This window comes from Candidatus Latescibacter sp. (assembly GCA_030692375.1).
Classification (GTDB): Bacteria; Latescibacterota; Latescibacteria; order Latescibacterales; family Latescibacteraceae; genus JAUYCD01.
The window spans coordinates 1-13,495 of record JAUYCD010000178.1 but is presented as its reverse complement, the minus strand read 5'-3'; the positions used below and the strand labels follow the sequence as shown (position 1 = coordinate 13,495).

The following is a 13,495-nucleotide window of genomic DNA, read 5'->3' as shown; positions in this document are numbered from 1 at the left end:
AACATCTTCAAAGTTACCTGAATGAATTTTGTTATCGCTTTAACCGGCGATTCAATGAATTACTGATTACTGACAGACTCTTAACTGCTTGTCTGAATACCTCCACTATTACCTATGCGGAGTTAACTCGATAAGCGAATTATTTTATTCCTTTTTTTTGGGGTTAACATTATTTTCCCTTTATGAAAAAATAGCTAACGAATGTTTGTTTAATTTTCAAAAAAATATTTCATGTTTTGTTTTGTATTTAATATAATAACGTTTGTTAGGTTTGTCAAGTGTTTTTTTCAATAATTTCTAAATATTTTCGAATTTCTGGAAAGCTCGAGAAGACGCGCATATTTCAGGAATGTATACCAGGCGCCCATGATTGAAGCAATCAGGCCTGGACCATAATCCAGAAATCCGCCGCGCAGTACATACATCTTTATGAAAGAGGCTGCCGGCCTGAAAAGTATATCTGTCCAATGAGCTTTACGGCCACGGTTTTTTTCAACCCTGGCCCAGAGATCCGTATACAGGTTCATTTTCTCCAGGTGCTCCCCGAGATCGGCATAGGGGCGGTGCAGAAGGTCTCCGGCAAGACGCCCGATTTTTTCCTGGCCCCGCAGTTTTTCATGCAGCATCTCGCCTTCCCATCTTGCCGCTCCCCGCTTTGAAAGCCTCTCCCGGTATTCGGGGTACCAGCCGCAGTGAAGAATCCATCGGCCCATATACCAGGTTTTACGGGTAACGGTGAAAATTGAAGCTTCCGAACCGGTTTTCGGATTTTTCAACACTTCAAGGATGGACTGCCGGAGCGCGGAAGTCACCTCTTCGTCCGCATCCAGATTAAAAACCCAGTCGCTTTTGCACATATTCATTGCCAGATTCTTTTGCTCAACAAATCCGCGGAACGGCTCATTCACCACCCTGGCGCCGGCTTTCCGGGCTATCTCAACCGTTTTATCGGCGCTTTCGGAATCAATGACCACGATTTCATCCATCCAGGATACGCTTGCCAGTGCAGCGCCGATATGCTTCTCTTCGTTCTTGGTAATTAGGTAGGCGGAAATAGTCTGGTGCTCTAAGGATTCGTTTGCTGGCACCTCACTCCCTCGTTTTTTTCAGACATCACCATATGTTTTTAAAACAAGTGGAAAAATTATCTGGGACACCCTTTCCACTTCGAATTTTATTTCATCGAACACTGCCCTGTATACATCCAGGCTCTGCCCGATCGGATCAGGTATATCTGAATATCCATAACCTGAAGAAATCTCGCGGGGGTAATTTTTTAATTTGTATACCTGCTCCACTCCGGGATAGTGTGAACGGATATAATCGGTTTGATATCTTTCCATGGTGAGAATGAGATCCGCATATTTCGCCAGGGCCGGGGAAAAGAGTCTTGCCCGGTGAAAATTCAAGCTTATTCCATGCTCGGCGGCAACTTCTACCGCAAACCGTGAAGCCGGCTGCCCTTCCGGTGCATTAATACCGGCGGACAAGATTTCCATGGGGATGATCCGGTGATGCTCGGCTTCATCCAGCACCATGTCTTTCATGATCCCCTCAGCGGTCGGACTTCTACAGATATTACCGGTACAAACAAACAGCAAAACAAATCTTTTTATCATCAATTAACCCAGCCTCCAAACCCGGCATAGAATTTAACATTTTTCGGATCGGTAGAAGGAAATGCAAACATGAAATGCAGGTCCGTTTTCGACATGTGAGGAAGGTCTGTGTTTACACCAAGACCAATTCCCAAGCCAAATTTCCATTTTTCATCCTGGGGCCGGATATCCGGTATATCCGGAGCCCCGCTGACCTTTCCGGCATCGAGCTGTAAAAGCAGAGCCAGACGTCTGAATTGCCCATGACTTATGGAAAATTCGAAATTTGGGTAAGGTTTAACCTCGAATAGATTCTGAATATAGCTGACCTGACGGCCCCAGAACTCGTCGTTTTCAAATCCGATGAGGTTGGAAAGGCCGCCCAGGAAAAACAGCGGCGACTTTTGCGGAGTCAGATTCCCGCGGAAGCTGATGACATTTTTATAACGAATATAGCGGTTCAATTCCACTCCATACTGGAGGAGTGTTTCAAGTAGCAGGTAGTTATAGCTCCCTTTCAAAATTTTAAAGGATCGTTCGAAGGAAATATAGTAGACATCGTTGTTCCAGAGATTTTTCTTTTTAACCTGATTAATGTAAAAAACTTTAATCGAGCGGTCATAGTACCGCACGATATTCGAACCCTGCCGTATTTTAGGCGACCATTCCTGTACAAACTTGAATTCCATTCCCACATAGGAATCCCTGGCCAGTTCATGCACGAGAAAAGGGGTCACCGACTGGTTTCTGTTCCAGATACCGGTCGAATCGTTGAACACTTTCCGGAAATAAAGGTTATCCTCCACCGAGATGCCGGGATTGATGATATACCGGTATAAAGCATGGCTCATTCCGAAGCCCATATCCTGACGCTTATAATCATAATCTGCAGTGATGGCGCTCCGGAACATATTGAACTGATCCTGGAACTGGACATGGAACTCAAAGGTGGGTAAATAAAAGGCATAGCGATTCCCGGGGCCGAATACGAGCCGATTAACCCGTATTTTAACCGGACCTGATTCACTTTGAGCCCGGCTGTTACCACCGGGCAAAACCAGAAGCAATAAAACGATAAAGCGCGAAACACGGACCATGTCAATACTCTCTCCTTATCAGTGAATGATATCCCATGCGGAGAGGGACAGCGATCACGACTGCATTGAGAATGAGAACAAGAACTGCGGAAACGAGGATTGCAAAAGCCGGATATATGCCCCCGGAAACAAGATATCCTGTATATTTGTATGCAGGAACCGATATCAGCCCCATCATCAGTCCGAGATAACCGAGCGAAATCGCAATTGTCAGTACCCCGCCGGGGCTCGATGCAATCTGGCTCGGATTCTGCTCAGTAAAATAGGGAAATGCGGCGCCAAAACCCACTGCCAGACAAGAAAGGGAAATGCTCATTAGGAGTATCCCCCCTATGGTTATGGTATAATGAAACATGTCCAGATGCAGAATCAAGCCTGAAATAAGCGCCATAGGTTCGGTAATGATTAAAAACGTGATGAACGCGGAGAGAAACTTCTGGCGGAACAGCGTTTTCATAGAGACAGGCGCTGAATTGATCACCCAGAATGATGTACCCTCCAGACTGATCAAAGGATAGATGAATCGCACCGCCATGGTAGCCAGCACAAACCCGGAAAAGCCCAGATTCATGAGGGCAATGATGGTGCGCCATTTCTCAATTTCTATATCTTTGGGAACATACCGGATATTTAAGAAATATACAGCCAGAAGGGCAAACAGGAGAAAAAGCTGCGCCCATTGACCGGGGTCCCGTAAGAACAAGAGAATATCTTTGCAGAGCAGGGCATTTTCCTGGTTTGCGGCAGGCTTGAAAGTGAACAGGGTTTTCGGCGCCAGGGAGCCGTAAGGGGTTCTCCTGCGGGAAATCGATTCCTCCAGAGAATACTGCCAGGTTGCAAAATATACCTTATGCACGAGCATATAGAGAAGCGCGGAGACAAAGAATGCGGTTGAAATAAGCGCCGCTGCATACAGGAAAAAATTCGTGTAATCGTGGAGCACAAGGGCGCGGAGGCTCTGGATGAACCAGAAATTGGGCATGAAGGGGTTGGAATTCAACTGGAAATTATTGATGAAAAGGTTCAGCGACCGGAAATCCTCGGTAAACGGTATCTGGAGCTGCGTGGGCTGGGAAAATGCGATAAGAGCATAGATTATTCCGGAAAAAAGTATGACTCCGAGCAGAATCAGTTTTTTCAGACTGAATTTTCTGGAAATCAGCATGGCGATAATGGCGAGTATGGTACCAATTGCAGTGGCGGTAAGCACAAACGGAAGGAGAATTAAGAACCCGGTAAGAACGTATTCGAACACCCCGAAATGACGAATCCGTGCATACGAGAAGAGAATCGGCAGCCCCATGATCAGAATAGCCCATGAACTGTAAATGACTGTATCTATATATTTTCCGGTGAAAAGCTCCAAAACCGGGAGCGGAGTGCTGAAGAGGTACTCTGTTTCATCAGACCGGAAAAGGGTGGCTATCGCTGCAACAAAACTCGATATGATCAGCATGAAAAAAAAGGTCAGAAAACCCACAGCCACAAGGCGGTCAATCAGGAGATATCCGATCTCATCAAGGCTGATTACATAGGTAAATATCAAGGTGTGGAAAAAGAAATACGCTGCGAAAAGAAGCAGAGCCAGTACCAGGGCGGTAGATATGTTACGGATAAGCGCATCCTTTTTTTTGTCCAGGAGAATTGACGCCCAGAGCTTGCGCTTGTATACAAGAAGTGTTTCCAGGGTTTGCATGATGATCACCGGTTAATAAATCTGAAATCTGAATTTTCAAAATAGATGCCGAAACAAGTTCGGCATGACACGTGTCATCCTGAACTCGTTTCAGGATCTATCTTGAAAAGAAACGCAATAAAATATGTTGTCATTATAATTACATTTTTGTTGTTTATTCCATATATACCGCTTTCGAATCGTTACCGGTCAGTTTAAGGAAAAGATTTTCCAAGCTCCCCCCTTCCATCTCCGCCTGTTTAAGGAGATCATCAAGGGCGCCTTCCGCGACAATGCTTCCTTTATATAAAATTGCCATGCGCTGGCAGAGTTCCTGCACCACGGAAAGATCGTGAGAGGAAATGAATACCGTGGCGCCGTGCTCTCTGATAAGAATCAGCATGTCCTTTACCAGCCGTGCGCTCTGCGGATCGAGACCGACCATAGGCTCATCCACAATGATAAGTTTCGGCCGGTGCAGGAATGCGGCAGCCATAACCACTTTCTGTTTCATGCCGTGAGAGTATTCCTCGGTACGGCGGTCTATCCAGCCCGCCATCTGAAAAGTAACGGCAAGCCACTCGATGCGGCTCTCCATGTCGTCTTTTTCCATACGGTAAAGCCCGCCGACAAACCGTAAAAATTCCCGGGCTGTCAGCTTGCCGTAGATGAACGGTGTATCCGGCACAAAGCCGATAATCGACCGCACCGCAATCGGGTCCTCAGCCACATCGATCCCATCCACCAGAATACGGCCTTTGTTGGGACGCACCAGGCCGATAATCGATTTGATAGTAGTGGTTTTTCCGGATCCGTTCGGACCCAGGTAGCCGAAGAACTCACCTCTTGCCACCTCCAGTGTGAGATTGGAGATGGCGGCGAGAGAACCATAGAGCTTGGTAACTCCTTCGATGCTGATAATCGGGTTTTCCATGGTTTTTTACCTGTACTCCAGCACTTTTATTGATATACGATTAGACAGCCGCATTAATTCAACCAATCGCTCGAAATCTCCCTGGATTAACGTGACATGCGAGGCATCCGCTTCATCCTGGCCGAACCAGGGATCGAAATCATGCCAGGCTCCGTTCGTGAAAACCGAAGGCCAGCTATGATACCTGAAACTGGCATTGTCGTAGACCAATCCGATATTAATCCGGGCGGGAATGCCGATTGACCGGGAGAGAGCGGTAAACAGCTTGGTATGCTCATCCCAGCCGCCTTTCATGTTCCGTAGAATATCGATCGAGCGTGAAATATGAATACCCGGGTCTTTCCTCATCAGGGTAAATACCCATCGATTGATTGCTCGCGCCATTGCCAGAGTGTCTGTTTCCGCTTTAACGATGTTTTTCGCTGCGCGGATTATGCGGGCATCTTTCGACTGGATGTAATCGCTTATACCTACTACCGTAGTGTCTTTCACCTCCGAGGCAGGTTTAGCGAACATATTTCCTTCCCTTTTCAACGGAGAACGGTAAATCCCGAAAATAACCGGATTAAGGGAAACAACTTCCTTGTTGGATGAAGATACGTCGATATTCGCGGCGCGGATGCCGTCAAGTTCGATTTTAAGGTAATTCAGCCGGCGAGGGTTCGGAATATCACGGTCTGGGTATACTTTCATGCTGTCCACCACATCCTTTCCCAAGGCGCTTACTACCGGCAGCATGAACAGGTTGCGGTCAAGAGATTTTTCTACGGTAAAAGCTCCTACTCCTTCGCCAAACAGATGCATTCCTTCGGATTTTACCGATTTGCCGGTTGAATCGAGCCAGGCGTAAACCTTCCGTTTTCCGAAATCCAGCATGTATCTGTCCAGATTGTACCTTTTCCCCCCGATCAACTGGAAATCTTTTCCCAGACGGGTAATCCCGACCATACAGGGCATGAATACCACCGGATCGAAGAGACTTACTGTAAGCGTATCGTCGGCCATGCGATGCATGATATAGGGGAGCGCTGCGCCTGAAGTGATCGTCCCATCCACCGGGAAATAACCTCTCCGCCAGGGGGATTCATTATTCTTTTTCACATCGATGAGCAGGCTGTCCCCCTTGACTTCCCCATTGAACAGATAAACATGCGACCCGGATTGAATGCGGCAGTTTATGAGTTTGGCGGCAAGGGTCGCAGAGTCGATCCCGGTTGTGCTCTGGATAAAAATCTCTCGTGAAATGCCCGATTCATACATTTTCAGCACGGTTTCCTCACGGAAGATTTTCAGATTCGGATAGCTGAACTGGGTCTCAGTTTTGTACCCGATTTTTCTCCCGTCTTTGTATACGCTGAAATACTGCTTGGTCTCCGAATCGAATTTCACATCAGAGCTGAAATATCCCAGCTCCGGGTCTCCTTTCTTAACATAGTGTACCATATAGATGCGGCCCATGACCATCAGCCAGACAACCGCAGAAATCAGGAGGATAAGGTTTATTTTACTGCGCCGGATCATGTACTGCAACCTCCTGGACTTCCTTAAAATCAATGCCCCCGGGCCGGATGATTTCAACCCGGCCGGAAGTGATATCGATAACAGCGCTCGGTTCTCCTGAAAGCGGCTCGGGGTTTTCCAAAATCAGATCTACTTTTCCGAAGAATTTCTCTGCCGCCTGCTCATAAGAAACAACAGGCGTCTGACCGGTAATATTGGCGCTGGTGGAAATTATCGGCCTCCCAAATTCATGAATGATGGATGCCGCCAGACGGTGCGAAGTAACCCTGAACGCCACACCGCCGGAGGAGCCGAAAAGATATGGGGGCAGCTTCTTAAAGGGTTTGAGGATCATGGTGACCGGTCCCGGCCAGAAATGCTCTCCCAGACGGCGCGCCATAGGGTCAAGAGTGCCGGTCACACTCTCCACCATTTCGAGAGAATCAGCCAGGAGAAGCATGGCTTTCGAGCTCTCGCGCTGTTTGAGGCGCCGGATTTGTTCAACGGCTTCCTCCATGAGCGGATCGCAGCCGATCCCGTACACGGTCTCGGTAGGATAAACGATGATGCCGCCGTTTTTCAGTATCGCAGCAGCGCGCTGAATTTGCAAGTGAGAAGTCCTGTTCATGACTTCATTCTGGTACGGTAATCGGTCAATTTTTTTGAAAGGTGTTCATCCCCTGCGGCGAGTATCGCAACCGCCAGGAGGGCCGCATTCTGCGCATTGGAGATTCCCACTGCTGCCACAGGAACCCCCCTGGGCATCTGAACGATGGAATAGAGGGCGTCGATCCCGTTCAGGGGGCCTCCTCCGATGGGCACGCCGATAACCGGCAGGATGGTCTGCGAAGCGATTACCCCGGGAAGCGCTGCAGCCAGTCCTGCACCTGCGATAATCACTTTTATCCCTTTTTCTTTAGCGTTACGGGCGAATTCCGCAGTTTTTTCCGGCTGACGGTGCGCGGAGATAACCAGTTTTTCATACTCGATTCCAAATTCGGCAAGCGTATCGAACGCCCCCTGCATAACCCCCTCATCGGAAGCGCTCCCATACACAACGGCTACCAGCGGCATTATTAAGCTCCTTACGCGCTGAGGCGTACATGACTATTCTTCTATTCTGACTTCTGACTTCTGTCTTCTGTATCCTGCTTTTGTAACGCCCTGTACCCGATATCCTTACGGTAGAAAGCATCCTGGAATGAAATTTTATCAACTGCGCTATAGGCGCAGTTTCTAGCTTCGAGTAACGAGTCACTCCATGCGGTGACACCCAGCACCCTACCGCCGGCAGTCACTATCCTGCTTTCCTCAAGGGCAGTCCCGGCATGGAAAACCTTAACGTTTTTCTCCTCACCCGCTTCTTTCAAACCGCTCACCGGAAATCCTTTCCGGCAGGTTCCTGGATACCCTCCCGAAGCCATAACCACACAGAGTGCGGAACCCGTTTTTGCTCCGACCTCAACACCGGAAAGATCGCCCTGCGCCGAAGACAGCATGATCTCGGCAAGGTCGCCTTTGAGGAGCGGAAGCACCGCCTGGCTTTCGGGGTCTCCGAAGCGGCAGTTGTATTCAACCACCCGTGGACCGCTCGCTGTGATCATTACGCCTGCATATAAAAGACCCCTGTAGGGGATTCCTTCCGCCGCCATGCCATCCAGGGTGGGCTGAATGATTTCCCGTTCGATGCGGCGCATCATGTTCCGGTCGATTACCGGTGCGGGAGCATAGGCGCCCATGCCGCCGGTATTCGGACCGGAGTCGCCGTCCAAGATGCGCTTATGATCTTGCGAGGAGACCAGCGTTTTGAACGTTTTCCCGTCGCAGACCGCAAAAATTGAAGCTTCCTCGCCCCGCATATTGTCCTCGATGACCACCTCGTAGCCGGATTCCCCGAACATGCTTTCCACCATCATGCCCCGGATGATCCTTTCTGCTACATCAGGATCAGAGGCATACACCGCACCCTTACCGGCGGCAAGCCCGCTTGCCTTGACCCACATGTCATCTCCGAGCGCGCGCGCATAGGAAACAGCGTCATCATAGAGAGTGAATACTTCGAACGCGGCGGTCGGGATATTGTATTTTCGCATGAGATTTTTCGAGAAAACCTTGGAGCCTTCAATCGCCGCAGCACGGAAAGACGGCCCGAACACTGCAATTCCCGCTTCTTCGAGAATATCGGTGATCCCCATGCAAAGGGGAATCTCCGGTCCTACCGCTGCCAGGTTGATACTTTCGGATACCGCAAACTTCGCTATACCTGTAACATCTTCAACCTTGAGAGGAACACATACTGCATATTCTGAAATGCCCGGATTCCCGGGGGCTGCATACAATTTTCCAACCAGGTCGCTCTGGGCCAGTTTCCAGGCAAGTGCATGTTCCCGTCCCCCGCCGCCTACCACCAGAATATTCAATTTCGATCCCAAGAATGAATTCTCCTTGTTTCTTCACTCTATAGTTTTGTGCTATACCAGTAGACCCTGAAACAAGTTCAGGGTGACAGCGGCTTTCTCCAACTCACTGCACCGTGTCATGCCGAACTTGTTTCGGCATCTACATAGTAACAAGTGGATTCTTTCCTTATCTCCTTATCAATCCTATTTCCCGTAAATAGACATCGCTGGAGCGCCAGTCCCTGCGGACTTTCACATGGAGGTCAAGATACACTTTCCTGCCCAGAAACTCTTCTATACCCAGTCTTGCTTTTGTTCCGATAGTTTTGATCATGGAGCCGTTTTTCCCGATCAGGATGGGTTTCTGCGATTCCTTTTCCACCAGAATCGAGGCGATTATCACATCGCTTTCAGCTTTCTCTTCGAAGCTGTCGATGATCACTGCCGAAGCATAGGGAATTTCCTCTTTCATGGTGATGAAAATCGCCTCACGGATCAGCTCAGATACGAAAAATCTCTCCGGCTCGCTGGAAATTATGTCTTCCGGAAAAAGACTGGGGCCTTCCGGCAGATTGTCGAGGATAACAGTGAACAGTTCATCCGTTCCATCGCCTTCGAGCGCCGAGATGGGAATAATCTCCGCCCCGGGGAAAAGCCCGCTGGTCCGGGCGATAATTTCAAGGAGAGCGGCCTTCTTCATCAGGTCGATTTTGTTCAGTGCCACAGTAACATTTTTCGAACGGACCTTTTCCGCAAATTTGACCAGTGCCGGGGGGAACTCACCTTTGAACCGCGAGGCATCGATGATCGCCAGAAGGACATCCGCCTCATTTGCAGCCGCGGCGACAAAGGCGGCCATGACTTCCTGCATGCGGTAGCGCGGCTTCAAGAGTCCGGGAGTATCGATAAAAACAACCTGGTATGCTTCGGTCGAGAGAATACAGGTTACATTGGAGCGTGTGGTCTGGGGTTTGGGGGAAACGATGGAAATCTTTTCTTTCAAATAGCGATTAACCAGGGTGGATTTCCCGGCGTTCGGAAGTCCGACAATAGCTGCGAATCCGCATTTGTGACGTTTTTTTTCATTGGAAGGCGTTTTATTCTCGGACATAAAGAGTTTCTCTCGCAAAGTACGCAAAGTCAATAGACTATATACTTTTCATCATCTTTTTATCACTTGAATCACGCGCATCAGTGGTTCAGACAGTTTGTCTCTTTGTCACTTTGTCGCTGTTTAAAAAGCCCTTAAAACCTGATAGTCATGGATAACCTGTGCGTGCTGTCAAGTTCCGAATGGGAGAGAAACGCATAATCCAGAGACGACGACGAGATCAGGGGCAGCCTGGCCAGTCCAATGCCAAAGGTGCCGTTTCCTTCGGAAGACCCGGCCCGGAATGCCAGAATATCCCTGAGCCAGTATTCCAATCCCAGATTCATGGTGTTTATCCCCTTTATCCGGGGAGAGTCGCCAAAATAGGCGATGGATGAAGCGAGGATGTAATTCCCTCCTATCCAGGGTGCTGCCCCGTAATATGCGGCGCCGACATCCACGGTGGGGGCGATGCGGTCGTTGGAAAGCTGGCCGTCCCAGTTGACCTGTGTTCCCGTGACATCCCTGAATACCACTCCCAGGCTGAGGGAATTGCCCAAACGGTACTGTGCGCCAAGATCGATGCCGTATCCGAAGGCGGTATCATTTCCGACCGCTCTGCGCACTATTTTCACCGTAGCGCCGATACCCAGCCGGGGAGAAAGCTTTTGCGCCCCGGCCAACAACAGTGCAAGGTCAGTGGCATCCTGCTGAGAAGCGATTTCCGGGCGGTTGGAATCGCTCAGCGCCTTTGAGGGATCGAACAGTCGTGTATACTTGATGTCCCCCACCCCGATATGGAGAAGGGTGAATCCGATAGCTTCACGATCATTGAGGGAAGCACCCCCTGCCACGGTATTATAATTTTCAAGGCCGCCGAACTGCTCCGAGTGCATGAGGTTCATCTCGCGTGTTTTCAAATGCAGGAGACCCGCCGGATTGTAGTAAGCCGAGGTGGCGCCGTCGGTTACTGCGACAAAAGCGCTTCCCATGCCGAGGGCGCGCGCTCCCGCTCCAAGGGCGAGAAAATCGCCGGCGTGTTTCTCGGCGCTGAATGAGACCGATGCTCCGCAAACCATGAAAAGCACAGCCGCAAAAGCGGCCATTCCAAACTTTCTATGAATCATATCCGGCTTTCCTGCGAGAAGTATCTGTACGTCCATGACATTGGTTCCGGTCGGCCCGGTCATCAGGAGCCCGTCCACCTGCTGTAAATAGTGATAGGAATCGTTGTCGTCAAGATAGCTGCGGATGTTCAGCCCCTTTTTCGTCCCGATACTGCGCGTTTCGCTGTCTACCACTCCGCCTGCAGCATCGGTGGGGCCGTCGGTGCCGTCCGTTCCCCCGCTGAGGAAGGCCACTCCGGAAAGTCCGGAGATACGCTCGGCCACCCGCAGAGCCATCTCCTGGTTTCTCCCGCCTTTTCCCCTGCCGCGCACGGTCACTGTGGTTTCTCCGCCGCCGATGACACAGGCGGGCATGGGGAGGGGATTCCCGGAGCTTACAATCTCTGACGCTATCGCTGCATAAACGGTTCCGATTTCTTTTGCTTCTCCTTCCAATACCGTGGAGAGCACCAGGGTTCCGAATCCCAGGCCGGAAGCCGCTTTCTCAGCCGCTTCCACCGACATGCGGTTGTTCCCTATCAGGGTATTGCGCGCAAGGGAGAGATAACCCTCTCCTGGTTTCGCAGTTTCGGGTATGGTTCCTTCAGCCCCCCGGAGGAACCGCTCACGAACCGGCTGGGGAAGCTTTTCAAATATGCCGCAGCGGGAACAGATGTCGATGCAGTCCCTGAAGGTAGTCCGGTCATAGACACCGGGGCCGGAAGCGATGGTATCGAGTTTGTCCCCGATCACATCGGAGAGAATGAGCACATGGAGGTGCGCCGGTGCAGCCAGTCGGGCCATGCCCCCGCCTTTGATAATTGAGAGATGCTTTCTGACAGCATTCAGCTCATCTATGGCCGCCCCTGCGGCGAGAAGAAGCCTGGTTACATCCTGTTTCTCCCCAAGGCTGATCCCCTCCGCCGGAGCAGGCATGAGAGCAGAACCTCCCCCGGACAGCAGGCAGATGACAAGCGTTTCGCTGTCGGCGGTATCGAGCAGGTCGATGATCCGGCGGGCGCCGTAAATTCCACGCTCGTCCGGAACCGGATGGCCGCATTCGTGTACGGTTATCCGTTTCAAAGGAACGGCATGACCATCCTTTGTGTTTATCCATCCCCCGGAAATCCGATCCCCGAGAATTTCTTCGAGGGCCTGCCCCATCCGGGCCGAAGCTTTTCCGCCGCCGATCACGATAACCTTGCTGAAACGCGCTTCCGGATAGAGTTCACCGGCTATATGAATATCGTCTCCCTGCCGCTCCACAAATTTTTTAATGCCGAGATACGGATCCGCCGCTTTTACTGCTTCAGAAAAAATCGAGCGGGCGGCCGCCTTTAAATCCATAAATAGTTCCTTTTATGAAGATATGACAACATGTTAGAGCATTTTCTTAAGTATAAACTCTCAAAGATAGATGCCGTTTCATTTGGCGAACCTATATCTGCAATAACTAAATAATATAAGGATTTGAAACAGGGGGAGCAAGACATTCATCCTGGGATATATCGAGATGAAAAAAGGCACTATACTCCTTTAAAAAGTTTTTGAAAGGAGCAAATATCCAGATTTAATTCCTGGCATGAAGATCACTTCAAAATTTTTTGCATTTGCTTGATGAGTTGAAACGGCGGCATCAACTGTACTAAACAATCGAATGCCCATTACGAAATCATCTTTTTCAGTAAAAAATGATACTGTTTCACCAAAACTATACAACCATCCCCTCACATTATTTTTATTCCCCAGGTATCCATGTCCAATATTTGGAAATACAGCGGAACCAACTGTAGAAATAAAATAAGATTTATTACTCTTCTGATTATTTATATGATAAACTGAAATGATTGCATCTATCATGCTGATTAAATGTATTGCACCTGCCCAGTAAAGCTGTTCCCATGCTTTTTCTCTAAATCTATCTCCAAGAGAGCCATAGGTTCCTAGAAAAGTATTAATACTAATTCGCTACCAATCATTAAAATATAGCCCATTGGAAACCCACCAGTTTTTGAATGGTTTTTTTATCTTCTGAGACCTCAAGCAACGCGGTTGACAAATCATTTTCGAGTTTTTCCATCGTAGACCAGAACCCG

At 49.4% G+C, this 13,495-nt stretch carries 13 protein-coding genes; 1 reads left to right on the top strand and 12 read right to left on the bottom strand.

Going from position 1 to position 13,495, the window contains the following annotated elements; translation table 11 throughout:
* Positions 1-134 (top strand): IS1595 family transposase (locus Q8O92_10675; protein MDP2983779.1); only part of this gene is annotated, 134 nt, incomplete at its 5' end.
* 153 nt (positions 135-287) lie between these two features.
* On the opposite strand, the gene Q8O92_10670 is transcribed toward Q8O92_10675, so the two are convergent.
* The 12 genes from Q8O92_10670 to Q8O92_10615 all read right to left on the bottom strand — a co-directional run bounded on the left by Q8O92_10670 (position 288) and on the right by Q8O92_10615 (position 13,259).
* On the bottom strand, positions 288-1,088 hold the full coding sequence (locus Q8O92_10670) for a glycosyltransferase family 2 protein (protein MDP2983778.1): 801 nt from the start codon (positions 1,086-1,088) through the stop codon (positions 288-290).
* An 18-nt stretch (positions 1,089-1,106) separates the two neighbouring features.
* Complete coding sequence (locus Q8O92_10665; GenBank protein ID MDP2983777.1) at positions 1,107-1,619, bottom strand: low molecular weight protein arginine phosphatase; 513 nt, start codon at positions 1,617-1,619, stop codon at positions 1,107-1,109.
* The gene (locus Q8O92_10660; protein MDP2983776.1) at positions 1,619-2,695 is read right to left on the bottom strand and encodes a hypothetical protein; all 1,077 of its coding nucleotides are present in this window, start codon (positions 2,693-2,695) and stop codon (positions 1,619-1,621) included. The genes Q8O92_10665 and Q8O92_10660 overlap by 1 nt, the downstream gene beginning before the upstream one ends.
* A 1-nt stretch (position 2,696) precedes the next feature.
* Positions 2,697-4,391, bottom strand: a complete 1,695-nt coding sequence (locus Q8O92_10655) for a hypothetical protein (protein ID MDP2983775.1) — start codon at positions 4,389-4,391, stop codon at positions 2,697-2,699.
* Positions 4,392-4,545: 154 nt separating this feature from the next.
* Complete coding sequence (locus Q8O92_10650; GenBank protein MDP2983774.1) at positions 4,546-5,304, bottom strand: ABC transporter ATP-binding protein; 759 nt, start codon at positions 5,302-5,304, stop codon at positions 4,546-4,548.
* A 6-nt stretch (positions 5,305-5,310) separates the two neighbouring features.
* Entirely contained in the window at positions 5,311-6,825 is a 1,515-nt protein-coding gene (locus tag Q8O92_10645) for a transglutaminase-like domain-containing protein (protein ID MDP2983773.1), read from the bottom strand.
* On the bottom strand, positions 6,809-7,432 hold the full coding sequence (locus Q8O92_10640) for an L-threonylcarbamoyladenylate synthase (GenBank protein MDP2983772.1): 624 nt from the start codon (positions 7,430-7,432) through the stop codon (positions 6,809-6,811). The genes Q8O92_10645 and Q8O92_10640 overlap by 17 nt, the downstream gene beginning before the upstream one ends.
* Positions 7,429-7,878, bottom strand: coding sequence for a 5-(carboxyamino)imidazole ribonucleotide mutase (gene purE, locus Q8O92_10635; protein ID MDP2983771.1), 450 nt, complete (start codon positions 7,876-7,878; stop codon positions 7,429-7,431). Before purE ends, Q8O92_10640 begins: the two co-directional genes overlap by 4 nt.
* Positions 7,879-7,919: 41 nt before the next feature.
* Positions 7,920-9,224 carry a phosphoribosylamine--glycine ligase gene (purD, locus tag Q8O92_10630; GenBank protein MDP2983770.1) on the bottom strand — a complete coding sequence of 435 codons (1,305 nt, stop codon included), beginning with the start codon at positions 9,222-9,224 and terminating at the stop codon, positions 7,920-7,922.
* Positions 9,225-9,390: 166 nt separating this feature from the next.
* Entirely contained in the window at positions 9,391-10,314 is a 924-nt protein-coding gene (gene era, locus Q8O92_10625; GenBank protein MDP2983769.1) for a GTPase Era, read from the bottom strand.
* A gap of 134 nt (positions 10,315-10,448) precedes the next feature.
* Positions 10,449-12,746, bottom strand: a complete 2,298-nt coding sequence (locus Q8O92_10620; GenBank protein MDP2983768.1) for a DUF4147 domain-containing protein — start codon at positions 12,744-12,746, stop codon at positions 10,449-10,451.
* A gap of 189 nt (positions 12,747-12,935) precedes the next feature.
* Positions 12,936-13,259 (bottom strand): hypothetical protein, encoded by a 324-nt coding sequence (locus Q8O92_10615; protein MDP2983767.1) that lies wholly within the window; start codon positions 13,257-13,259, stop codon positions 12,936-12,938.
* Positions 13,260-13,495 lie beyond the last annotated feature (236 nt).